Origin of the sequence: Actinomadura syzygii, assembly GCF_008085905.1 — a bacterium.
Lineage (GTDB): Bacteria > Actinomycetota > Actinomycetes > Streptosporangiales > Streptosporangiaceae > Spirillospora > Spirillospora syzygii.
This window is the reverse complement of record NZ_VSFF01000003.1, coordinates 590503-613967: the sequence shown is the minus strand read 5'-3', so window position 1 is coordinate 613967 and position 23465 is coordinate 590503. Positions and strand designations below refer to the sequence as shown.

20 protein-coding genes are annotated in these 23465 nt (G+C 73.8%); 13 read left to right on the top strand and 7 right to left on the bottom strand.

All coding sequences use genetic code 11. The features are described from left to right. The first annotated feature begins 29 nt into the window (after positions 1–29). Entirely contained in the window at positions 30–1274 is a 1245-nt protein-coding gene (locus FXF65_RS10060) for a hypothetical protein (protein ID WP_222868459.1), read from the top strand. Here FXF65_RS10060 and FXF65_RS10055 read toward each other — a convergent pair. Beyond that, entirely contained in the window at positions 1258–1800 is a 543-nt protein-coding gene (locus tag FXF65_RS10055; protein WP_246198457.1) for an ATP-binding protein, read from the bottom strand. The two genes, FXF65_RS10060 and FXF65_RS10055, sit on opposite strands and share 17 nt — an antisense overlap. 177 nt (positions 1801–1977) lie before the next feature. Further along, positions 1978–2643 (bottom strand): MBL fold metallo-hydrolase, encoded by a 666-nt coding sequence (locus FXF65_RS10050; RefSeq protein WP_148349413.1) that lies wholly within the window; start codon positions 2641–2643, stop codon positions 1978–1980. Between the two features lie 182 nt (positions 2644–2825). On the opposite strand from FXF65_RS10050, the gene FXF65_RS10045 reads away from it, so the two are divergent. The 3 genes from FXF65_RS10045 to FXF65_RS10035 all read left to right on the top strand — a co-directional run bounded on the left by FXF65_RS10045 (position 2826) and on the right by FXF65_RS10035 (position 8139). Beyond that, positions 2826–3365: a hypothetical protein gene (locus FXF65_RS10045; RefSeq protein WP_148349412.1), complete on the top strand. Its 540-nt coding sequence runs from the start codon at positions 2826–2828 to the stop codon at positions 3363–3365. A 16-nt stretch (positions 3366–3381) separates the two neighbouring features. Then, the gene (locus FXF65_RS45830) at positions 3382–7317 is read left to right on the top strand and encodes a tetratricopeptide repeat protein (protein WP_148349411.1); all 3936 of its coding nucleotides are present in this window, start codon (positions 3382–3384) and stop codon (positions 7315–7317) included. 108 nt (positions 7318–7425) lie between these two features. Next, positions 7426–8139: a Crp/Fnr family transcriptional regulator gene (locus tag FXF65_RS10035; protein WP_148349410.1), complete on the top strand. Its 714-nt coding sequence runs from the start codon at positions 7426–7428 to the stop codon at positions 8137–8139. A gap of 15 nt (positions 8140–8154) precedes the next feature. Here FXF65_RS10035 and FXF65_RS10030 read toward each other — a convergent pair whose 3' ends face one another. After that, the gene (locus FXF65_RS10030) at positions 8155–8886 is read right to left on the bottom strand and encodes a maleylpyruvate isomerase family mycothiol-dependent enzyme (protein WP_148349409.1); all 732 of its coding nucleotides are present in this window, start codon (positions 8884–8886) and stop codon (positions 8155–8157) included. 88 nt (positions 8887–8974) lie between these two features. Here FXF65_RS10030 and FXF65_RS10025 point away from each other — a divergent pair, with 88 nt between their 5' ends. Further along, positions 8975–9766, top strand: a complete 792-nt coding sequence (locus tag FXF65_RS10025; RefSeq protein ID WP_222868457.1) for an MBL fold metallo-hydrolase — start codon at positions 8975–8977, stop codon at positions 9764–9766. A gap of 1 nt (position 9767) precedes the next feature. Here FXF65_RS10025 and FXF65_RS10020 read toward each other — a convergent pair whose 3' ends face one another. Beyond that, complete coding sequence (locus FXF65_RS10020) at positions 9768–10181, bottom strand: nuclear transport factor 2 family protein (RefSeq protein WP_148349407.1); 414 nt, start codon at positions 10179–10181, stop codon at positions 9768–9770. Positions 10182–10266: 85 nt separating this feature from the next. Between FXF65_RS10020 and FXF65_RS10015 the strand changes: the two genes are divergently transcribed. From FXF65_RS10015 to whiA, 8 genes are all read left to right on the top strand, one after another. Continuing rightward, positions 10267–10836 carry a TetR/AcrR family transcriptional regulator gene (locus FXF65_RS10015; protein ID WP_148349406.1) on the top strand — a complete coding sequence of 190 codons (570 nt, stop codon included), beginning with the start codon at positions 10267–10269 and terminating at the stop codon, positions 10834–10836. 223 nt (positions 10837–11059) lie between these two features. Next, positions 11060–13897 (top strand): excinuclease ABC subunit UvrA, encoded by a 2838-nt coding sequence (gene uvrA, locus FXF65_RS10010; protein ID WP_148349405.1) that lies wholly within the window; start codon positions 11060–11062, stop codon positions 13895–13897. 47 nt (positions 13898–13944) lie between these two features. Next, positions 13945–14367 (top strand): Rieske (2Fe-2S) protein, encoded by a 423-nt coding sequence (locus FXF65_RS10005; protein ID WP_148349404.1) that lies wholly within the window; start codon positions 13945–13947, stop codon positions 14365–14367. A 100-nt stretch (positions 14368–14467) separates the two neighbouring features. Beyond that, positions 14468–14971 (top strand): Rieske (2Fe-2S) protein, encoded by a 504-nt coding sequence (locus tag FXF65_RS45825; RefSeq protein ID WP_148349403.1) that lies wholly within the window; start codon positions 14468–14470, stop codon positions 14969–14971. Between the two features lie 113 nt (positions 14972–15084). Continuing rightward, complete coding sequence (gene uvrC / locus FXF65_RS09995) at positions 15085–17076, top strand: excinuclease ABC subunit UvrC (RefSeq protein WP_148349402.1); 1992 nt, start codon at positions 15085–15087, stop codon at positions 17074–17076. Then, entirely contained in the window at positions 17073–17951 is an 879-nt protein-coding gene (gene rapZ / locus FXF65_RS09990; protein WP_067887154.1) for an RNase adapter RapZ, read from the top strand. The genes uvrC and rapZ overlap by 4 nt, the downstream gene beginning before the upstream one ends. A gap of 43 nt (positions 17952–17994) precedes the next feature. Further along, complete coding sequence (locus tag FXF65_RS09985) at positions 17995–18966, top strand: gluconeogenesis factor YvcK family protein (RefSeq protein WP_187412199.1); 972 nt, start codon at positions 17995–17997, stop codon at positions 18964–18966. A gap of 61 nt (positions 18967–19027) precedes the next feature. Next, positions 19028–20008, top strand: a complete 981-nt coding sequence (gene whiA, locus FXF65_RS09980) for a DNA-binding protein WhiA (protein ID WP_148349401.1) — start codon at positions 19028–19030, stop codon at positions 20006–20008. 206 nt (positions 20009–20214) lie between these two features. On the opposite strand, the gene FXF65_RS09975 is transcribed toward whiA, so the two are convergent. From FXF65_RS09975 to FXF65_RS09965, 3 genes are read right to left on the bottom strand one after another with little or no spacing between them, the layout of a single operon-like run. Beyond that, complete coding sequence (locus tag FXF65_RS09975; RefSeq protein WP_148349400.1) at positions 20215–21396, bottom strand: hypothetical protein; 1182 nt, start codon at positions 21394–21396, stop codon at positions 20215–20217. Next, positions 21386–22645, bottom strand: coding sequence for a hypothetical protein (locus FXF65_RS09970; RefSeq protein ID WP_148349399.1), 1260 nt, complete (start codon positions 22643–22645; stop codon positions 21386–21388). Before FXF65_RS09970 ends, FXF65_RS09975 begins: the two co-directional genes overlap by 11 nt. Next, a complete protein-coding gene (locus FXF65_RS09965) occupies positions 22642–23328 on the bottom strand; it encodes a hypothetical protein (RefSeq protein ID WP_148349398.1) in 687 nt (228 codons plus the stop codon). Before FXF65_RS09965 ends, FXF65_RS09970 begins: the two co-directional genes overlap by 4 nt. Positions 23329–23465 lie beyond the last annotated feature (137 nt).

Here is a 23465-nt window from a genome sequence, read left to right as displayed (position 1 = left end):
CCGGCGCGTCCGGCGGAACGCTGGAGCCCATGACACGCACCGCAACCCGCCTGACCGCGGGGCTGGTGGCCGCCGCCGCGGTCCTGGCCGCCGGGGCCGCACCCGCGAACGCCCTGACCCGGCCCGCCGCCGTCGGCCACCACGTCGAGCGCGGACACCTCGTCTCCGCGACGCACCTGAAGACGATGACCGCGGACGAGGTCCGCACATGGCTGGCGTCCGAGAAGTTCGACGCCGCGTCCGTCCGGTACGGCGTGGACACCTACCGCCTCGTCTACCGGACGATCGACACCCGCGGCCGCGCCACCACCGCCAGCGGCCTGCTCGTCCTGCCCCGGAGCGGCGAACGCCGCCTGCGCACGGTCTCCTACACGCACGGGACGGAGATCTACAAGGGCGACGCCCCCTCGACGTCCGACGACGTCTGGGGCCCCGGCCCCGCCGTCACCTACGCCGCCGCCGGGTTCGCGGCCGTCGCGCCCGACTACCTCGGCCTCGGCGAGGGGCCCGGCGCGCACCCGTGGAAGAACGTGCCGTCGGAGACGTCCGCCGCGCTCGACATGCTCCGCGCTGCCCGCCAGTACGCGCCGCGCCAGGGACGCGCGCTGGACGGCGACGTCCTGGTCACCGGCTTCTCGCAGGGCGCGTCGTCCGCCCTCGGGCTGGCCCGCGCGCTCCAGGGCGGCGCCGACCCGCGCTTCCGGCTCCGCGCGGTCGCCCCGGTCAGCGGCGCCTACGACTTCGGCGGCGCCGAGCGGCGCGCCGTCCTGGACGGCGACATGCCCGAGGAGTACGCCGTCGTCTATGTGACCTACATGTTCGTCTCGTGGAACCGCGTCCACGGCGGCATGTACCGGACGCCCTCGGACGTGTTCCGCGAGCCCTACGCGAGCCGCGTCGAGAAGCTCTTCGACTCCACCACGCCCGGATCGGTCGCGGTGGAGAACCTGCCGCGCACCCTCGGCGAACTCCTCACCGAGGACGGCATGGACGCGCTGCGCCACCCGTCCGGCACGTTCGCGGCGGCGCTGCGCGAGGACGCGGAGGTCTGCACGGCCTGGACGCCGCGCGTCCCCGTCCGCCTCTACAAGATCAGCGAGGACGAGCAGGCGGTGACCGCGAACACCGACCAGTGCGCCGCCTGGTTCGCCGAGCGCGGCGTCCGCGCCCCGGTCATCGACGTGGGCGACGCCCTCCACGAGGGGTCGCGCCACCTCGGGTCGAACGTCGCGGGCACCGCGCGGATCGTCCGGTGGTTCAGCACCCTGCGGTGAAGTGGATGGCCCGGAGCCTGTCGGCGGCGTCGCGGTCGAGGACGGTGACGCCCGCCGCGGGCGGGGGCGGGTCGCCGTCCCGGGCCCGGTCGACGATCGGGCCCCAGCGGCGGCAGTGCCGGGCGAACGCGGCGGACGTGACCGCCCGCCCCCGTGCGACCTGCCCCGCGCGCGCCGTCTCCGGGTCGACGTCGATGAGGATGAGGTGCAGCCGGTTGCCGCGCCGCCGCGCCAGCCACGCGAAGAAGTACAGGACGTGCGGCCAGGTGCCGCGCGTGTGCGCGACGACGCCGTGCCCCGCGAGGATCGCGCGGCCGATGCGCCAGACGTGCGTCGCGTGGACGAGCGGGGTCCGCAGCCGGACCGGCAGCGGACGCAGGAACCGCGCCCACCAGTTCCGCGACTGGCGCGAGTCGATCACCCGGACGTCGCCGTCGGGCACCGGCGACGTCTCGTCGCCGCGCATCCCGTACAGGCGGTCGAGCAGCGTGCTCTTGCCGGCCCCCGGAAGCCCGGCGATGAGCACCAGTGAGCCCGCGGGGTAGCGCAGCGCGGGGCCCGGAGCGGGCTCGTGGCGTTCGCGGATGGTCGTCTCCCGGTGTCGGCCCCCGTGTCGAGTGCTTTGGCCAACGAACGCCCCGGTCCGCTTGTTCCGGTGGCCCGGGTGGGATTGTTCCGGTGGTCCGGGCGGTGACCTTCGGTGTCACCAGCCCCGGTCGCGCCACTGGGGGATCGAGGGGCGCTCGCGGCCGAGCGTCGAGTCCTTGCCGTGGCCGGGGTAGAACCAGGTGCCGTCCGGGAGCCGGTCGAACACGCGCTCCTCGACGTCGGCCAGAAGCCGCCGGAAGCGCGTCGGGTCGCCCCAGGTGTTGCCGACGCCGCCGGGGAACAGGCTGTCGCCGGTGAACAGGTGCGGGCGGTCGGCCAGCTCGCCGCCCGCGTCGTACAGCAGCGCGATCGAGCCGGGCGTGTGCCCGCGCAGGTGGATGACGTCGAGCGTGGCCCGCCCGACGCGGACCTTCGCGCCGTCCTCGACGAGTTCGGCGACGGGCTCGGGCAGCGGCTCGGCGTCCCGGGGGTGGGCGACGACGGGCGCGCCGGTCGCCCGCGCCACCTCGCTCAGCGCCTGCCAGTGGTCCTGGTGGCGGTGCGTGGTGACGATGCGCGCCAGCGGGCCGTCGCCGATCAGCTCCAGCAGCCGGGACGCCTCGTTCGCCGCGTCGATCAGCAGCTGCTCCCCGGTCGCGGTGCAGCGCAGGATGTAGGCGTTGTTGTCGTACGGCCCGACCGCCACCTTCGTGACCCGCAGGCCGGGCAGCTCCCGGACGTCGGGCCTGCCGCCGACTTCGACGTTCCCGGTGTAGGTCATGGGTCCTCCCCGTCGCTGGTGCGGAGACCATCTTCCATCATCGGCCGCCGCGCCCGGCCCGCCGCCCGGTGCCTCAGCCTGGATGCGTCACCAGACGCAACCGAACCGTGCGCCCTGGGACGGAAATCCTTTCCCCACCGGCGCACCATGGACGTGGAAAGATCAGGACATGCGGGAGGACGGTGAAAGGTTTGGTGATCGCGTTCCGTCCCGGCCCGGACCGGGACAAGCCGGACAAGGAGTGCGTGAGCGAGGAGCGGGCCGCCGGGGAGCGGCCGGAGGAGCTGCTCCAGCACGCCTGCACGCTGGTCCGGCTCTGCGGCCGGGACTCCGCCGTCGCGGCGGTCTTCCTCGCGCTGGTGCTGGCCGGGACCGCGTCCCGGCTCGCGGCCGGGACGCCGGGGTTCGCCGCGCTGGCGCTGCTGCCGGTCCTCGCCGCTTCGTTCGCCGTGTCCGCGGGCTACGCGGTCCGGTCCCGGCGGACGCTGCTGACCGTGCTCGCCGGGGTCCGCGGCCGGACCGGCGCGCCGCTCGACCCGTCCGCGCCGTGGACGCCGTTCGGCTCCGCGACCGCGCTGGACGCCCGCGTCCGCGACGCCGAGCTGCGCCGGCTGCTCTCGGCGGCGCACCGCTGCGGCGAGCTGTCCTGGCAGGCCGTCGCGTGGTCGGCGGCGACGTCGGTGCTGTTCCTGTTCTGGACGCTGGCGGCGTCGATGACGTGACGGGAGGGATGACCGGGTGATCGACCACGGCCTCGACCACGGCCTCGACGACGGCCGGGACGGCGGCGCGGCCCCGCGTTTCAGCCTGGACGTCCGGCCGGGCAGCTTCTGGGCGCGGCTCGCCCCGACCGACCGGCAGGCGCTGCGCGCGATGGGGCGGCGCACCGACATCCCGCCCGGCGGCATGCTGTGCCACCAGGGGTCGGTCGCGCCCGCCGTGTACGTGGTGTTCAAGGCGTCGCCGCGGGCGGCGAGCAACGCGGTCGCCAAGGAGTTCGTCGACTCCAGCGACGGCGACGAGTCGATCATCGACCTGTTCGGCGCGGGGGACCTCGTCGGCGTCCTCGGCCCGTGGGGGCATCCGCAGCGCGGCACGGTCGCCGCGCTCGACCACGTCGCGGCGCTGCGCGTGGACCGCCGCAAGTTCCGCAGCCTGCTCGCCGCGAGCCCGCAGGTCGCCGAGGCGATGATGCACGCGCTCGCGGAGAGCGTGACGTTCGGCGGGCGGCGGCACGCGGTGCGGGCCGCCGACCATCCGCAGCGGCTCGCCTACCACCTGCTGGAGCTCGTCCACCGGTTCGGCGAGCCCGCGCCGGGGCAGGGCGTCCGGATCCCGCTGCGGCTGAGCCAGGCGGAGCTCGCGAACTGGGCGGGGATCTCGCGGGAGACGCTCGTCCGCTGGTTCCGGCTGTGGCGGACGCGGGGCATCCTCGACCGGCGGCCGCGGCCGCTGACCGTCCTCGACGTCGAGCGCCTGCGCCTCGCCGCGAGCCCGTGGGGGGACGAGTGGCCCGCCGCCGAGGCGGAGGCGGCCCCGGCCCCGGCGCGTCCCGAGCCGGAGGGGGACGCGGGGATCGCCGCGCGCCAGCCGGTCCGCCTCGAGGACGGCCGGGCCGGCGGGCGGCCGGGCGGCCGCGCGGGCGGCCGGGCCGCGGAGCGTCCGGCGCGGGTCGTGCGGCTGCCCGCCGACAACCCCTACTTCGCGGGCCGGATGATCAGCCTCGGCAAGCTCGACCTGCTGGTCGGCCAGTCGCAGTGGCCGCGCGCGGTGATCGTCCAGGGGATGGCCGGGGTCGGCAAGACCACGCTCGCGGTGCACTGGGCGCACCGGGTCGTCGACCGGTTCCCGGACGGCGTCCTGTTCGCCGACCTGCGCGGCACGGCCCGCGGCTCGGTCACCCCGGCGGAGGCGATGGGGCAGGTGCTGCGCGCCGCGGGCGTGCCCGGCGACCAGCTCCCGCGCGCCGAGGCCGAGCTCGCCGCGCAGTGCCGGTCGCTGCTCGCCGACCGGCGGATGCTGCTGATCCTCGACAACGCGGCGCGGCCGGAGCAGATCAGGCCGCTGCTCGCGGCCGCGACGTCCGGGCTGGTGGTGGTGACGAGCCGGCGGCGGCTGCCCGCGCTGCTGGAGGGCGCCGACGTCCGGACGCTGGAGCTGCGCGAGATGGCGACGCAGGAGGCCGTCGACCTGATCTCCAACGTGCTCGGGCCGGGCGACGCCCGCGTCCGCGACGAGGACCGCGCCGTCGTCCGGCTGGCCCGCGAGTGCGGGCACCTGCCGCTGGCGCTCGGCGTCATGGCGGGCCGGCTGGCGGAGAACCCGGGCGAGTCGATCGCGGCGACCGTCCGGGAGCTGGCCGCGCGGGACGGCGGCGACGCGCCGCCCTACGGCGAGGGCATCGCCGGGGCGGGCCTCGCCGAGAGCGCCGCGCACGGCGCGTCCGGACCGGGCCTGGACGCCGTGCTCAGCCCGACGTTCGACGTCGCCTACCGGAGCCTGCGCCGCGACCAGCGGGAGGCGTTCCGCCGCCTCGGCCTGGTCGCGGGCCCGGACTTCACGGCGTCCGCGCTCGCCGCCCTCCAGGACCGCACCGTCGCCGAGGCGAGCGAGTGCCTGGAGGGGCTGCGGCAGGCGTACCTGGTGCACGACGTCGGGCCCGGCCGCTACCGGATGCACGACCTGCTCCGCGACTTCGCCCGCCGGCGCGGCCTGCGCGAGGACTCCGACGGCGAGCTCCAGGCGGCGCAGCGGCGGCTGCTCGCGGGCTACCTCGCCGACGCCCGGGCGGCGGGCGCGGCGCTCGCCGGGCGACCCCGCCCGGCCGTGCACCGGGGCGAGCGCCGGGAGCGGCCGCCCGCCGGGGACGAGCGGGCCGCCGCGCTCGCCTGGTTCGAGTCCGAGCGGCGGAACCTGGTCGCCGCCGTCCACCAGGCGGCCCGGCTCGGCCTGCACCGGACGTGCTGGGAGCTCGCCGACGCCCTGTTCGACTTCCAGGAGTTCCGCCGCTACAGCGAGGACAACATCGCCGTCCACCAGGCGGGCCTGCACGCGGCCCGCACCGAGGAGGACTGGGCGGCCGCCGCCGTCATGCTGCACAACCTGGCGATCGCGCACTTCGAGCTGGGCGACTCCGTCCAGGCCATCGGGTACGGCGAGGACGCGCGCCGCGGGTTCCGCGCCGTCGCCCCGCCGAACCGGTACGGGCAGGCCGCCGCGCTCGCCACCCTCGCCGACGTGCACGTGGCGCTCGGCCGCTACCTGACGGGCATCGAGCACGCGCGCCGCTCCCTCGCCATCCACCGGGAACTCCAAAGGGGAGGCGGCGGCGGCGAGGCGGGCGTGGCGCGGGCCCACGACACCCTCGCCCGCGCCTGCCTCGGGCTCGGCGACTACGAGGCCGCGCTCGCGCACGCCGCCGAGGCGCTCGGCGCGCGGCGGCTGATCGACGACGAGCCGGGCGTGGCCGAGACGCTGCTCACCGTCGCGCAGGTCCACCGGCGGCAGGGGAACGTCCACGAGGCGGTGTCGCACGCGCTGGAGGCCCTCTACATCCGGCAGGAGCTCGCCGACATGCACGGCGCGGCGCAGGCGCTGACGGAGCTGGCCCGCATGAACGCCGCGCTCGGCCTGCGCGACATGGCCCAGCAGGACGCCGAGCAGGCCCTGCGCACCTACCGCGCCGTGGGCGCGCGGCACGGCGAGGCCCGCGCGCTGACCACGCTCGGCATGCTGATGTGCGACGCCGCGAAGTTCGCCGAGGCGTTCACCTACTGCGGGCAGGCGCTGCGGCTGCACCGCGAGACCAGCGACCGGCACGGCGAGGCGGAGGCGCTCTCGCAGATCGGGATCGTGCACTGGCGGCTCGGCCGCTACCGGGAGGCGCGCGAGCACCTGCTGCGCGCCCTGGAGATCCGCCGCGAGATCGGCGACCAGCACGGCGAGGCCAACGACCTGGAGCACCTGTCGGTCGCGATGCGGCGGCTCGGCCGGCACCGGGAGGCGTTCGTCCTCGGCCTGGAGGCCCTCGACCTGTGGCACCGGCTCGGCGCGCAGGGCGGCATGGCCGGGACGCTCGGCAGCCTCGCCCGCACCTACTCGCGGCTCGGCCTGCCCGAGGACGCCGAGCGCGCCGCCCGGCAGGCGCTGAAGATCCGCCGGGAGGGCGGCGACTGGTACGGCCTCGGCGTCGGCATGGACACCCTCGCCGCCGTGCTGCGCCGCGCCGGACGTCCCGAAGAGGCCCTCGAACGCGAACTGGAGGCGCTCCAGTACCTCGGCGAGGTCGGCGACCGGCACAGCGAGGGGACGGCGCTCGTCCACCTCGCCGCGATCCACCTCGACCTCGGCCGCGCCGACGACGCCCTGGACGCCGGGCGCCGCGCCCTCGACCTCGCCACCGAGCTCGGCGACACCCGCGAGCAGGCGTACTCGCTGCACACCATGGCCCGCGCGTGCCGGCTGCTCGGCAAGCACGCCCGCGCGGTCGAGCACGTCAACGCCGAGATCGTCGTCCGCCGCGACATGGACGACCAGCGCGGCCTGCGGCAGGCGCTGGAGCTGCTGCGCGACTCCCACCTCGCGCTCGGCGACCACGTGGCGGCGGCCGACTGCGTCCGCCGCGTCCGCGCCCTCGACAGCTGGCTCGAAGCGGACGGCTCCCTCGACATGTGACGAAAGACGTAGTCCGCCGGCCCGGGGCCGCGTTCACTGGGCCATGGGGCACGAGATCATCGAACGGATCTGCGGGACCGTGCCCCCGCCCGCGGCGGAGGAGGCCGGATGGAGACCACCCCCTTCTGGGACGCGCTGCCCCCGCGCGCACGGGCGGCGCTGCGGGACGCGGGCGCCCCGGTGGTGATCAGGCCGGGCGCGTTCCTGACCCGCGAGCACACCCGCGCGTCCCAGGTGTTCGTGCTGCGCGCCGGGGCGGTCAAGGTGTGGGCGGACCGGGACGGCGAGACCGCGATCCTGGACGTCCTCGGCCCCGGCGACCTGGTCGGCGAGGTCGAGGCCGCGGACGGCGGCGTCCGGCACGCCAACGCCGAGGCGCTCACCCGGGTGGAGGCGCTGGTGCTGCCCGCCCCGCGGTTCCGCCGCGTCCTCGACGCGCATCCCGGCGCGGTGTGGGCCGTCGCCGCCGTCCTCGCCGGGCGGCTCCGCGACTCCGACGAGCTGCGCCTCGCGCACTTCCCCGACGCCCCGGAGCGCCGCCTCGCCGGACGGCTGCTCCGCCTCGTCGCCCGGTTCGGCGCGCCCGTCAAGGAGGACCGCCCCGACGGGGCGGCCGAGGGGCCGGCCCCGGTGGACGGCGTCGAGGTACGCGTCCCGCTGTCCCAGCAGGACCTCGGCCGCTGGGCCGGGATGGGCCGCCGGAAGGTCGCGCAGATCCTCGCCGCCGAGCCGGTCCGCGGCGGGCTCACCGTGGCGCGCGGCTCGATCGTCGTCCGCTCGGTGGACGCCCTGCACCGCCTGGCGGGCCACGACGCCGACTGACCGCGCCGCGCGGGTTCAGAAACGCGCGGGCTCGTGCGGCCAGGGCGGCGGGACGGGCAGCGGGCCATCCGGGCGCAGGCTCACCCCGGCGCCGTCCGAGCGGCCGGACAGCCAGCCGAGCACCGCCCGCCCCGACCCGGACGCCTCCGGCCCGCCCGGCGGCCTGCCGAGGTCGGCGGACTCGCCGTAGTCGGTCGCGGTGATCCGGTGCCCCTCCAGCTCGCCGCGCAGCTTCGGCGGCAGCGCGGCGACGTCGGCGAGCGTCGCGCCGAGCGCCCACCGGACGTACGGCTCGGGCCAGTCGGCGGGCCCGTACCCGGCGGCGAGGTCGACGTGGTGGGCCTCCACCTCGTTCCACCGCCGGTACAGCGTGTACCAGGCCGGATGCGCGAAGCCCGCCATCGCCTTGACGGTCGCGTCCCAGGCGGCGTCGGGCAGCGTCCGCGCCTGCTCGGACAGCCGCGCCGCCGTCGCCCGGACGTCCTCGACCAGCGCGTCCCGGTCGCGTCCGGCGCCCGCCTCGACGTCGGCGTTGCGGGCGTCCACGCTCGGGTACTGCGGGACCTCGACACCCGTCCGCGCCCATTCGAGCAGGTTCCAGAGCGAGTCGGCGTTGCGCGCGACGTGCGTCGCGACGTGGCCGCGGCTCCAGCCGGGCAGCGCGGACGGGGCGCGCATGTCCTGGTCGCCGAGTCCGGACAGCGTGGCGACGACGCGCGCCGCGCCCGCATCCAGCCGATCGATCATCTCTTCCCAGGCCATGGCGCCCCCAACTTCATCGAACGGGCCTCCATCCTGTCGCACCGGCCGCGCCCGATGCCACAGAATGGCGATCATGGAGCTACCCATCTGCGTGACCTGCGGCGTCCAGTACGGCGAGGCCCGTCCGGACTGCCCGATCTGCGAGGACGAGCGGCAGTACGTCGGCTGGGACGGCCAGCGCTGGACGAGCCTTGCGGCCCTGCGCGCCGACCACCGCGGCCGCATCGCCGAGGAGGGCCCGGACGTCGTCGGGATCGGCGCCGAGCCGCCCACCGCGATCGGGCAGCGGGCCCTGCTGGTGCGGGCGCCGTCCGGCAACGTCCTCTGGGACGCGACCACGCACCTGGACGACGCCATGGTCCGCGAGGTGAACGAGCTGGGCGGGATCTCCGCCATCGCGATCAGCCATCCGCACTTCTACGGCAGCATGATCGAGTGGGCGCACGCGTTCGACGCGCCCGTCTACATCCACGCCGCCGACCGGCGGTGGGTGGCCCGCCCCGACGACGCGGTCGTCTACTGGGAGGGCGACACCCACGAGCTGGCCGACGGCCTCACGCTGGTCAACGCGGGCGTCCACTTCGCGGGCGGGCAGGTCCTGCACTGGCGGGACGGACGCGCCGTGTTCTCCGGCGACATCCTCCAGGTCGTCAACGACCGCGACTGGCTGAGCTTCATGTACTCGTACCCGAACTTCATCCCGGAGCGCCCGCGGACGGTGCGCCGCGCCCTGCGGCTGCTGGAGCCCTACGACTTCGACCGCGTCTACGGCGGCTGGTGGAGGAAGATCGTCTACACCGACGGCAAGGAGGCCGTCCGCCGCTCCGCCGACCGCTACCTGTCCTTCGCGCTCGACGACGAGTGACTCACGCCAAGGCCGCGGCGATCGCCGCGTGGTCCTGGTACTCGCGCCAGCGGACGACCCGCCCGCCCCTGGCCCGGACCACCGCGACGAAGTTCGCCGACGCCCGCCTGCCCGTCGCCGGGACCGAGGCCACGATCTCGTACTCCGCGACGATCACCTCCGGGTCGGCGGTCTCGTGGATCACCACGTCCCGGAACTCCTCGAAAACGACGGGCAGCGCCGCGCGCCCCTCGCGCAGCCGGGCCGCGACGGCCGCGCGTCCCTCCGCGCGCCGCCCGGCGCCGCCGGGCGCGAACGGCATCTCGACCACGACGTCCTCGGCCAGCATCTCCTCGTCCAGCCCGGCCCGCCCTTCGAGGGCGTTGCGCTGGAACCGCTCGAACAGCTCCCGGGGACCCGGCGTGGACGTGGACATGGCGTGCCTCCGGTCGCGACTAAGATGAGCTAGGACTCATCTTGCAAAATATGAGTCGCGACTCATCTTGTCAACGGACGGACGAATGACACCGAGCAGGCCCATGCGCGCCGACGCCCGCCGCAACCGCGCCCGCATCCTCGCCGCCGCCGAGGAGGTCTTCGCCGAGCGCGGCGCCTCGGCGTCCACCGAGGAGGTCGCGTCCCGCGCGGGCGTCGCCGTCGGGACGGTCTTCCGCCACTTCCCGACCAAGCGGGACCTGCTCGCCGCGATCATGAAGCTGCTCCGGCGGCGGCTCGTCGACCGGGCGGAGGCCCTCATCGCGGACGGCGACCCCGCCACCGCCTTCTTCGACTACTTCACCTACCTGGTGGAGAGCTCGGCCGAGATCGGGACCGTCGTCGGCGCCCTCGCAGAGGAGGGCACGGCCGTCGAGCCCGGCGAGCAGATCAAGGCCCTCACGCAGGCGTTCGGCGCCCTCCTGGCCGCCGCCCAGGAAGTCGGCACGGCCCGCCCGGACGCCCGTCTGGACGAGGTGATGGCCCTGGTCACCGCCACCGCCCACGGCGCGCTGGCCGCCGGTTGGTCCGCCGACCTTCGCCGTCGCACGCTGACCCTCGTCCTCGACGCCCTCCGCCCGCGCGGGGACTCCTGACCGGAGCCGTTCGGAGCGGGGTTTCGGTGGCGGGCACTGTTCGAACACGTGTACGGTGCGGTAGTGCCGCCCGGACCTCCGGGGACGGGCGGGGAGCATCGTGAAATGCGCCGGGGACCGGCGCTGTTACTCACTCGGGGGATTCTGTCGTACCCCCTGGCTAGCCTTGAGACCGACATGTCTCCACCCGCCGTCGCGCCAGAAGAGGAACCGGAACAACGCCGTGCATGACCGACTCATCGTGCGTGGAGCACGCGAGCACAACCTGAAGGACGTCTCGCTCGACCTGCCGCGGGACGCCATGATCGTGTTCACCGGTCTGTCCGGTTCCGGGAAGTCGAGCCTGGCCTTCGACACGATCTTCGCGGAGGGGCAGCGCCGGTACGTGGAGTCGCTGTCGGCCTACGCCCGGCAGTTCCTCGGGCAGATGGACAAGCCCGACGTCGACTTCATCGAGGGCCTGTCCCCGGCGGTGTCGATCGACCAGAAGTCGACCAGCAAGAACCCGCGGTCGACGGTCGGCACGATCACCGAGGTCTACGACTACCTGCGGCTGCTCTACGCGCGGATCGGGCACCCGCACTGTCCCGAGTGCGGCCGTCCGATCAGCAGGCAGGCGCCGCAGCAGATCGTCGACCGGGTGCTGGAGCTTGAGCCGGGCACCCGCTTCCAGGTGCTCGCGCCCGTCATCCGCGGGCGCAAGGGCGAGTACCTGGAGCTGTTCCGCGAGCTGCAGTCGAAGGGCTACTCGCGGGCGCTGGTCGACGGGCAGACCGTCCGCCTCGACGACCCGCCCAAGCTCAAGAAGCAGGAGAAGCACGACGTCTCCGTCGTGGTCGACCGGCTCTCCGTGAAGGACTCGGCGCGGCAGCGGCTCGCCGACTCGGTGGAGACGGCGCTCGGCCTCGCGGGCGGCACGATCGTCCTCGACTTCGTCGACCTGCCCGAAGGCGACGAGCAGCGCACCCGGATGTACTCCGAGCACCTCTACTGCCCCTACGACGACCTGTCGTTCGAAGAGCTCGAGCCCCGCTCGTTCTCGTTCAACTCGCCCTACGGGGCCTGCCCCGACTGCACCGGTCTCGGCACGCGCATGGAGGTCGACCCGGAGCTCGTCGTGCCGGACGTCGAGCTCAGCCTCGGCGAGGGCGCGATCCAGCCGTGGTCGAACGGGCACGTGAGCGACTACTTCCTGCGCCTGCTTTCCGCGCTGGGCGACGCGATGGGCTTCGACCTCAACACCCCGTGGGAGAAGCTGCCCGCCAAGGCGCGCAAGGCAATCCTGAACGGGCACGAGACGCAGGTCCACGTCCGCTACAAGAACCGCTACGGCCGGACGAGGTCGTACTACACCGCCTACGAAGGCGTCATCCCGTACATCCAGCGCAGGCACGCCGAGTCCGAGAGCGACACCAGCCGGGAGAAGTTCGAGGGCTACATGCGCGAGATCCCGTGCCCGACGTGCGAGGGCGCCCGGCTCAAGCCGGTCGTGCTGGCCGTCACCATGGGCGGGATGTCGATCGCCGAGGTCGCCGCGCTGCCGATCGGCGAGGCCGCGAAGTTCCTGCTCGCCCTCGACCTGAACGAGCGCGAGACGCACATCGCCGAGCGCGTCCTCAAGGAGATCAACGCCCGGCTCGGGTTCCTGCTGGACGTCGGCCTCGACTACCTCACGCTCGACCGCGCGTCCGCCACGCTGGCGGGCGGCGAGGCGCAGCGCATCCGGCTCGCCACGCAGATCGGCTCCGGGCTGGTCGGCGTCCTCTACGTGCTGGACGAGCCGTCCATCGGCCTGCACCAGCGCGACAACCACCGCCTGCTGGAGACGCTGCTCCGGCTGCGCGACATGGGCAACACGCTGATCGTCGTCGAGCACGACGAGGACACCATCGCCGCCGCCGACTGGGTCGTCGACATCGGCCCGCGGGCGGGCGAGCACGGCGGCGAGATCGTCGTGTCCGGCACCGTCGACGACCTGAAGCGGTCCGAGCGGTCGCTGACCGGGGCGTACCTGGACGGGCGGCGCGCGATCGCCGTCCCGGAGATCCGGCGGCCGCGCACCAAGGGCCGCGAGGTCACCGTCAAGGGCGCCCAGCAGAACAACCTGCGCGACGTCGACGTGGCGTTCCCGCTCGGCGTGCTCACCGCCGTCACCGGCGTGTCGGGCTCCGGCAAGTCCACGCTGGTCAACGACATCCTGTACAGCTCGCTGGCGAAGAAGCTGAACGGGGCGAGGACCGTCCCCGGCAAGCACAAGCGGGTCAACGGCGTCGACCAGCTCGACAAGGTCGTCCACGTCGACCAGTCGCCGATCGGCCGCACCCCGCGGTCCAACCCGGCGACCTACACCGGCGTGTTCGACCACATCCGCAAGCTGTTCGCGCAGACCACCGAGGCGAAGGTGCGCGGCTACCAGCCGGGCCGGTTCTCCTTCAACGTCAAGGGCGGGCGCTGCGAGAACTGCTCCGGCGACGGCACCATCAAGATCGAGATGAACTTCCTGCCGGACGTCTACGTCCCGTGCGAGGTCTGCCACGGCGCCCGCTACAACCGGGAGACCCTGGAGGTCCACTACAAGGGCAAGACGATCTCCGAGGTGCTCGACATGCCGATCGAGCAGGCCACGACCTTCTTCGAGCCCGTCACCGCGATCCACCGGCACCTGAAGACGCTCAACGACGTCGGGCTCGGGTACGTCCGGCTGGGGCAGCCCGCGCCGACCCTGTCCGGCGGCGAGGCGCAGCGCGTCAAGCTGGCCTCCGAACTGCAGAAGCGCTCCACCGGACGCACCATCTACGTCCTGGACGAGCCGACCACCGGCCTCCACTTCGAGGACATCAACAAGCTCCTCGGCGTCCTCAACGGCCTGGTCGACAAGGGCAACACGGTGATCGTCATCGAGCACAACCTCGACGTCATCAAGACCGCCGACTGGATCATCGACATGGGCCCCGAAGGCGGCTCCCGCGGCGGCACCGTAGTAGCCACCGGCACGCCGGAGGACATCGCCGCCATCGAAGCCAGCCACACCGGCCAGTTCCTCAAGAAAATCCTCGCCTAGCCCGCCCCCGTCCCAGCGGTCCGGCTCCCGTCCAGGATCATGGGGGCATGAGTGATGAAGTGGTGTCCGGGGGCGGGGGAGTCGGGCGGCGGGGCCTGTTGTGCGGGGGCGGGATCCTGGGGGTCGCCGTGCTCGCCGGGTGCGGCGGCGGGGGCGAGGAGAAGTCCGCGGGCGACCTCAAGGGCAAGGAGGTCGCCAAGGTCGCGGACGTGCCGGTCGGCGGCGGCAAGATCAACGGGGCCGAGAAGGTCGTCGTGACGCAGCCGACCCAGGGGTCGTTCAAGGCGTTCACGGCGGTGTGCACGCACCAGGGGTGCACGGTCGGGAGCGTCTCCGGCGGACTGATCAAGTGTCCCTGCCACGGCAGCGAGTTCAAGATCGCCGACGGGTCGGTGCAGCGCGGTCCGGCCGACCGGGCGCTGACCGAGTACCCGGTGCAGGTCAGGGACGGCGGGATCGTCGTCACCTGAGCGTCCCGCCCGCCGATGTGGTTCCGAATTGAACCATCTGCTTCGGTCGTACGTTCTCACGGTGACTGACGGGAACCGAGATGTCACCGGGAGGACGGCAATGCCACAGGAGTCCGAGACGCAGGTTGACGAGCCCGGGCGGGCGCCGCAGGACGCACCGGCCGGGGGCGGCACGCGCAGAGGGCTTCTCGTCGGAGCGGGGCTCGCGGGGATCGCCGGGCTCGCCGCCGCGTGCGGCGGGTCGGGGGACGACGAGGCGGGCGGCTCCGGCGGCGGCGGGAACGGGGGCGCGAGCGGCGGCCGGCAGGGCGGCGGGGGCACGGCGCTCGGGTCGGCGGCCGAGATCCCGGTCGGCGGGGGCAAGGTGTTCAAGGACGCGAAGGTCGTGGTCTGCCAGCCCACGCAGGGCGAGTTCAAGGCGTACTCGTCCAAGTGCACGCACCGGGGCTGCGACGTCGGCTCGGTGTCGGGCGGCACGATCAACTGCCCCTGCCACGGCAGCAAGTTCAAGATCGCGGACGGCTCGGTGGCGAACCCGCCCGCGGACGAGCCGCTGGAGGAGAAGCGCATCACCGTCCAGGGCGGGAAGATCACGCTCGCCTGAGCGGCGCGGGGACGGCGGCCGGGCCCTCCACGACGGCCCGGCCCGTCGTCCGGCCCGTCGTCCGGCCCGTCGTCCGGCGCGGTGTGTCGGTGGCGGCTACTAGGCTTCTGAACGTGGCAGATCCGGCGACCTACCGACCCGCACCCGGCTCCATCCCCGAGTCCCCAGGGGTGTACCGGTTCCGCGACGAGCACGGCCGGGTCATCTACGTGGGGAAGGCCAAGAGCCTGCGGCAGCGGCTCAACTCCTACTTCGCCGACTTCTCCGCGCTGCATCCCCGCACGCAGACGATGGTGCAGACCGCCGCCCGCGTCGACTGGACGGTCGTCTCCACCGAGGTCGAGGCCCTCCAGCTGGAGTACTCCTGGATCAAGGAGTTCGACCCGCGGTTCAACGTCCGTTACCGGGACGACAAGTCGTATCCCTACCTCGCCGTCACCCTGAACGAGGATTTCCCGAGGGTGATGGTGATGCGGGGCGCGAAGCGGAAGGGCGTGCGCTATTTCGGGCCGTACTCCCACGCGTGGGCGATCCGCGAGACGGTCGACCGGCTCCTGCGCGTGTTCCCGGTCCGGACGTGCAGCGCGGGCGTGTTCAAGCGGCAGCACCAGCTCGACCGGCCCTGCCTGCTCGGCTACATCGGCAAGTGCTCGGCGCCCTGCGTCGGCCGCGTCTCCCCGGACGAGCACCGCCTCCTCGCCGAGGACTTCTGCGACTTCATGGCGGGCAACACGTCCCGGTTCATCAAGCGCCTCGAACGCGACATGCGCGAGGCCGCCGCGTCGCAGGAGTACGAGCGCGCCGCTCGGCTCCGCGACGACGTCCGCGCGCTGGAACGGGCGCTGGAGAAGCAGGCCGTCGTCCTGCCCGACCGCACCGACTGCGACATGATCGCCTTCGCGGAGGACGAGCTGGAGGCCGCCGTCCAGGTCTTCTACGTGCGCGCCGGGCGCATCCGCGGGCAGCGCGGCTGGGTCGTCGACAAGGTCGAGGACGTCACCACCGCCGACCTCGTCGAGAACTTCCTCATCCAGATCTACAGCGAGAGCGAATCGGTGCCGCGGGAGGTGCTCGTCCCGGCCCTGCCGCCGGAGGAGGGCGCGATGACCGAGCTGCTGGAGGAGCAGCGCGGCGGGCCGGTCCGGCTGCGCGTCCCGCAGCGCGGCGACAAGAAGGCCCTGCTGGAGACGGTGGCGCGCAACGCGCACGAGGCGCTCAAGCAGCACAAGACGCGCCGCGCCTCCGACCTGACGACCCGCAGCCGCGCCCTCCAGGAGATCCAGGACGCCCTCGAACTCGACGACGCGCCGCTGCGCATCGAGTGCTACGACGTGTCCAACCTGCAGGGCAGCGACGTGGTCGCGTCCATGGTCGTGTTCGAGGACGGGCTCGCCCGCAAGAGCGAGTACCGCCGGTTCACGATCAAGGCCGTCCAGGGGCAGGACGACGTCCGCTCCATCCACGAGGTCATCACCCGCAGGTTCAAGCGCTACCTCGCCGAGAGCGAGAAGATGGGCGAGCTGGACCACTTGGGCGACCCGGACGAAGAGGGCGCGCACCAGCCGATCGACCCGGAGACCGGCAGGCCGCGCAAGTTCGCCTACCCGCCCAATCTGGTGCTCGTCGACGGCGGCCCGCCGCAGGTCGCCGCCGCGCAGCGCGCCCTGGACGAGCTCGGCGTCGACGACATCGCCGTCTGCGGGATCGCCAAGCGGCTGGAGGAGATCTGGCTGCCCGGCGACGCCGACCCGGTGATCCTGCCGCGCAACAGCGAGGGGATGTTCCTCGTCCAGCGGGTGCGGGACGAGGCGCACCGGTTCGCCATCACCTTCCACCGGCAGCGGCGGTCGAGGTCCATGACGGTGAGCGAACTCGATAACGTTCCGGGTCTGGGCCCGGCGCGGCGCGCGGCGCTGCTGAAGCACTTCGGCTCGCTGAAGCGGCTGAAGGACGCGACGCCCGAGCAGGTCGCCGAGGTCCCGGGGATCGGCATGCGCAGCGCGGAGAGCATCGTCGCCGCGCTGCACGGCGCCCCGCCGCGCGGCGGCGCGGGCGGCGGCACGGGGACTGGCGGCGACGGGGAGCACACGGGGAGACGGTCATGACCAGCGAGACGAAGATCCCGGACATCGTGATAGTCACCGGTATGTCCGGGGCCGGCCGCAGCACCGCGGCCAAGTCACTCGAAGACCTCGACTGGTTCGTGGTCGACAACCTGCCGCCGGGCCTGCTGGCGACGATGGCCGACCTCGGCGGCCGGGTGAAGGACGCGGTGCCCCGCATCGCCGTCGTCGTCGACGTGCGCAGCCGCGCGTTCACCGAGGACCTGCACTCCTCGATCGCCGAGCTCGAGGCGCGCGGCGTCCACCCGCGGGTGGTGTTCCTGGAGGCGAACGACGCCGACCTGGTGCGCCGGTTCGAGAGCGTCCGGCGGCCGCATCCGCTGCAGGGCGACGGCCGCCTCGTCGACGGCATCGCGCGGGAGCGGGAGCTCGTCCGCGAGGTCCGCGCCGAGGCGGACCTGGTGATCGACACGAGCGGGCTCAACGTGCACGAGCTGCGCAACAAGATCATCGGGTTCTTCGGCAACGACACCGGCGAGTCCAGCCTGCGCGCCACCGTCGTGTCGTTCGGATACAAGTACGGCTTGCCCGTCGATGCCGACCTCGTCGTCGACTGCCGGTTCCTGCCGAACCCGCACTGGGTGCCGGAGCTGCGCCCGAAGACGGGCCGCGACGCCGCCGTCCGCGACTACGTGCTCGGACAGCGCGGCGCGAAGGAGTTCCTGGACTCCTACACCGACGTCCTGCGGCTCCTCGCCGACGGCTACGAGCGCGAGGGCAAGCACTACGTGACCCTCGCCGTGGGATGTACCGGCGGCAAACACCGTAGTGTGGCCATGGCGGAACAGATCGCCGCGCGGCTGCGGGACGAGGGCATCGAGGTGCAGGTCGCCCACCGTGACCTCGGCCGCGAGTGACCTTCCCGGCGGGGCTCCGCGCGGGACCCCGGAGGAGGAGGCGATCGGCACGGTGGAGACCGGCGGACCGAAGGTCGTCGCGCTCGGCGGCGGCCACGGCCTGTACGCCTCGCTGTCGGCGCTGCGCCGCGTCACCGACCGGCTGACCGCGGTCGTCACCGTCGCCGACGACGGCGGCTCCAGCGGCCGGCTGCGCCGCGAGCTCGGCGTGCTGCCGCCCGGCGACCTGCGCATGGCGCTCGCCGCCCTGTGCGGCGACGACGAGTGGGGCCAGACCTGGCGCGACGTCGTCCAGCACCGGTTCCGCAGCGAGGGCGACCTGCAGGGGCACGCCGTCGGCAACCTCCTCATCGTCGCGCTCTGGGAGCTGCTCGGCGGGGACGCGCCCGGCTCGACCGTCGCCGGACTCGACTGGGTCGGACGGCTGCTCGGCGCGCACGGCCGGGTCCTGCCGATGGCGGCCGTCCCGATGGACATCGTCGCCGAGGTGCGCGGCGCCGACCCGTGCCGCCCCGACGAGATCACGCACGTCAAAGGGCAGGTCGCGTGCGCGAAGACGCCCGGCGGTGTGCTCGGGGTGTCGCTCGTCCCGGCCGACCCGCCCGCCTGCCCGGAGGCGCTCGCCGCCGTCGAGGACGCCGACTGGATCGTGTTCGGCCCCGGCTCCTGGTTCACCAGCGTCCTGCCGCACCTGAAGGTCCCGGCGCTGGCCCGCGCCCTCGTCTCCTGCCGCGCCCGCCGCGTCGTCGCGCTGAACCTCGCGCCGCAGCCCGGCGAGACCGACGACTTCTCCCCGCAGACCCACCTGGAGGTCCTGCGCGCCCACGCCCCCGACCTGACGGTGGACGTCGTCCTCGCCGACGGCGGCATCGTGGACGACCAGGCCGCCCTCGACAAGGCGGCCCAGGAGCTCGGCGGGCGGCTCGTCCTCGCCGACGTGGCCGCCGACGACGGGTCGCCGCGTCATGAACCGGCCCGACTGGCCCAAGCCTTCGTACATATTTTCAGCCAGTGAGGTCCGGCGCGGCCGGGATCGGCCAGACTGCTGGAAGTCCGATAGGGGGAGGGGTCAACAGATGGCGATGACCGGTGTGGTCAAGGACGAGCTGAGCAGGCTCACGATCATGAAGCCGTGCTGCCGCAAGGCCGAGGTCTCGACGCTGCTGCGGTTCGCGGGGGGGCTGCACCTGGTCAGCGGGCGGATCGTGATCGAGGCCGAGATCGACACCGGGGTCGCGGCACGGCGCCTGATCAAGGACATCGCGGAGGTGTTCGGGCACACCTCCGAGGTCGTCGTGCTCGCGCCGAGCGGACTGCGCAAGGGCAACCGGTACGTCGTCCGCGTCTTCCGGGACGGCGAGTCGCTCGCCCGGCAGACCGGCCTGATCGACAACAACGGGCGGCCCGTCCGCGGGCTGCCCCGGCACGTCGTCGCGGGCGCCGCCTGCGACGCCGAGTCCGCGTGGCGCGGCGCGTTCCTCGCGCACGGCTCCCTCACCGAGCCCGGCCGGTCCATGTCGATGGAGGTGACCTGCCCCGGCCCCGAGGCGGCGCTCGCCCTCGTCGGCGCCGCCCGCCGCCTCAAGATCCACGCCAAGGCCCGCGAGGTCCGCGGCGTCGACCGCGTCGTCGTCCGGGACGGCGACGCCATCAGCGCACTCCTCACCCGGCTCGGCGCCCACGACAGCGTCCTCGCCTGGGAGGAGCGCCGGATGCGCCGCGAGGTCCGCGCCACCGCCAACCGGCTCGCCAACTTCGACGACGCCAACCTCCGCCGCTCCGCCCGCGCCGCCGTCGCCGCCGGAGCCCGCGTCGCCCGCGCCCTGGAGATCCTCGGCGACGACGCCCCCGAGCACCTCGTCAACGCCGGACGGCTCCGCCTGGAGCACAAGCAGGCGTCCCTGGAGGAACTCGGCCAGCTCGCCGACCCGCCCCTCACCAAGGACGCCATCGCCGGACGAATCCGCCGCCTCCTCGCCATGGCCGACAAACGCGCGGGAGACCAGGGAATTCCGGGAACAGAGGCGAACCTGACGGCGGACATGCTGGCGCCGTAATCTACTGGGGGGCCGACCCCCCAATCCCCCCGTTGCGACGCAGGCGATCCTCGCGGCGCCGTTTCTGGTTTTTGTGCCTGTTGCGGTTTGTGTGGCGTCGCTGTGGTCGCCTGCGTCGGCGGGCATGGCCGCTGCGCTCGCTGGCGCTCGCTCCGCGGCCCTGCCCGTGGTCTCCCGCTGAGGTCTCGTCGAGGGAGTTCGAGGGGTTAGTCGCCTCTTTGGATTCTTTCGATCAGGTCCTCGCGTAGTTGGCCGTAACCCGTTTGGGACCAGACGCTTTTTTCCGGGTCTATTTCGTAGTAGGGGGCTTCGCGGCCGTTTTCGGTGTCCATTAGGACGTCGGGGAGTTTTTTGTCGCGGGTCTTCTGGGCGCAGGGGCGGCAGGTGCGGACGCGGAGGCGGTCGCGGGAGCCCAGGGGGCGCCAGTCGATCCTTGCCGTGGCGTCGCCGTGGAGCGGGTTGAAGAAGCAGAGGGGGACCGGCGGGATCTCCGGGCCGCCCTTCGCGACGGACTCGGCGGAGGCGAGCGCGTCGCGGCCCTGGTCCAGGAGAACCAGGACGCCTGCCAGGTCGGGGACGCCCTGGGCGGCGTCCAGGGTCTTGCCTGCGGCCTGGTAGGCGTCGAGTGCTCTGGTCATCAGGGTTCGGGTGCGCTCGTCCTTTGTCGGGACGGTCGTCTCGTCCAGGAGTTCGCCGAACGCGACCACCTCGCGGGACGCCTGCTCGCGGAGTTGGTCCTCGTTCGCGCGGTTCGCCGTCGTGAACACCGTGCGGGGTAGGAGGAGGCCGTTGCCCTCCCGGTGGACGGACCTCATTCGGTGGTGTCGCCAGACCATGAAACCGGCGGCGCCCGCGATGGCGGCCCCCGCCAGTGCCGCGGTGAGGGGGACCGTCAGGTCGCCGTCGTCCGAGGAGTGGGGCTCGCGGCGGGCGGCGCGTTTGTCGATCTCGGCGCTGACGCGGTCGTACTCGCGTACGGCGGTGCCCGAGACGATCAGGTCGACGACGCGGGACAGGCGGGCTGTGAGCGGCTGGTCGTCCATCGCGCGGTCCAGGGTGACGGCCCAGGCGGCCTTGCGGGCCTGGTGGTCGCCGCCCCACTCGCGGGCCGTGAGGTCCTCGGTGGCGTCGTGGAAGGTGATGAAGATGCCGTCCCGGCCCAGGCGGTCGTGGACGACCGTGGCCAGTTGGTCGGCGTCCGTCCAGGTGCCGCCCTTCACCAGTGGGACGAGCACCACGTAGATGGGCGCGGGGGCCGTCCGGAACTTGGCGGCGAGTCTGCGCTGCTCGGCCGTGGGGAGTGCCGATGCCAGGGACGGGTCGACGTAGATCGGGAAGCGCCGCAGGGCCGCGGCGAGCCGTTCGCCGGGGGAGGGTTCAGTCGACACCGAGGTACCTCATCACACGGGGGAGGACGTTCCTGTCGCGGGCGCCCCACGCCGTGTCCCGCCAGACGCCGGGAACCGCGGTGTGGCGGCGCGGGCCGTCCGGGCCGGGGACCCGGAGAAGGTGCCGCTCCCTCAGCCTGTTCTGCTGGTGGAGGTCGCGGCACGGGCCGCAGAGGGGGCATCGGGCGGGCAGGACGCGGTCGACGTCCAGGGCCTTCGCCTTCCGTAGGACGACCGAGTCCCCGTGCAGAGGGTTGACCAGGCACGGTGGCGGCGGGGTCGTGAAGCGCCCGGCGAGCGCGGCTCGTCCCTGACGGGCCAGGACGATCACGCCGACCAGGTCGACGGCGCGCTCCTCGTCGTCCTCGGCGTCGTCGTAGAGGATCTGCGCCGCGTCGAAGGCGGACACGGCGTAGGCCCGTCCTTGATCGGTTTCGGCTTCGGTGAGCCGGTCGCGCAGGCGGGCGAGTTCCGCGGCCGCGTGGCGGCGCAGGTCGCGCATGCCGGGTTCGGTCGGCGCCCAGAGGCGCTCCGCGGCCCGTCTCCGGCGGCGGACCAGGGCCAGGACGCCGAGCACGGCACAGTAGAGCGTTCCGGCGGTGATCGGTCCGACGAGGATCAGGCCGGTGATGAACGGCGCCGCGCGGTCGGCCTCACGCGGTCTGAGCGTGTCCTCCTGGCCGAACGGGTCCGGGCTGGAGTACAGCCTCGGCATGGTCGGGGACGCCGAGGGCGCGGCCGCGTAGCCGTCCAGGCGCTTGGCCAGCCGTTCCGCGAGCCCGTCGAACGGGCGGTCGCGGTCGGCCGGACGCGACCCGCCCAGGTTCTCCGCGTCGAACGGGTCGTAGTCGCGCGGAACGCCGAACGCCTCCGACTCCAGGTGCCCGTAGGCCCCCGCCATCAGGTAGAGGCCGTCGCGGTGCGAGCGGTCGTGCAGGGCGAACAGGAAGGCGTCGTCGCGTCCCTGCGACTCCGAGTCGATCGGGTTCGGGATCACGACGACGTACACGGGCGTGCCCAGGCGCGTCGACGTCCCGCGCAGCGCCGTGCGGACCTCGGCGCGTTCGTGCTCGTCGAGGGCGGCGGCGAGGTCGGGGTCGACGAACAGCGGGTCGTGGGCGAGGGCGGCGGCGACGCGGTCCAGGCGGTGGTAGGCGTATGGCGGGATGTCCGCGGCGGCGGGCGTCGGCGGCCACGCGACCAGGAAAGCGACCAACGCGGCGATCAACGCGTGGACGGCTCGTTTCACCGGCGTGCCTTCCGCGCGCGGCGGACGCGGAATCCGACCAGCAGGGCGAGGATCGGGAGGCCGGTGAGCGCCGCGCCGCCGCCGAACGCGGCCTTCTCGGCGCGGTCGGCGCGGCGGTCGGCGGCGTCGTAGGCGTCCAGCGCGACGCGGGTCTTCGACCTCGGCGCGGGACGCGGGTGCCTGCGCCGCTCCTCGGCCTGACCGGACAGGGCGATGTCCACGAACCGCGCGATCACGTCGGGGGCGCTCGCGTCGGACGAGGATTCGAACTCGGCGGCCAGCCAGGCGTCCTTCAGCGGGAGCCGCCGTCCGGCGCCGAACTGGCGCGCCTCCCCGTCGCCGCCCCTCGGGGCGATCACGATGTAGACGCCGTCCCGGCGCATCCGGTCGTGCAGCAGCGCCGCCAGGGAGTCGCCGGGGTTCCACGGGCCGACGCCGGTCGTCGGCGTGACCGCGACGTAGACCGGGCCGCCGAGCCGGGCGACGGACGCCCTGATCCGCGCCGCCGCGTCGGCGGGCACCGACCGCGGCGAATGGTCGGTGACGTAGACGGGGTCGCGGCGCAGCGCGGCGGCGAGGTGGTCCGCGCGGGACGGCGCGTCGGCGGGCGCCGCGGCGGCGGGCGCGGACGGTATCACGCAGATCAGCGTCGATATCCCGAGAACCGACCATCCGCGCCGCATGGACCGGGAGTGTAGTGATCTCCGCCGGGACGCCTCCGACCGGGGCGAGCGCCGCCGCGCGCGTGATTTCCCGCGCCGCCCGTGTCCGGCTACCGGCGGGTCATTGGATAGGGTCGAAGGCGGGGGAGAACCCCGGA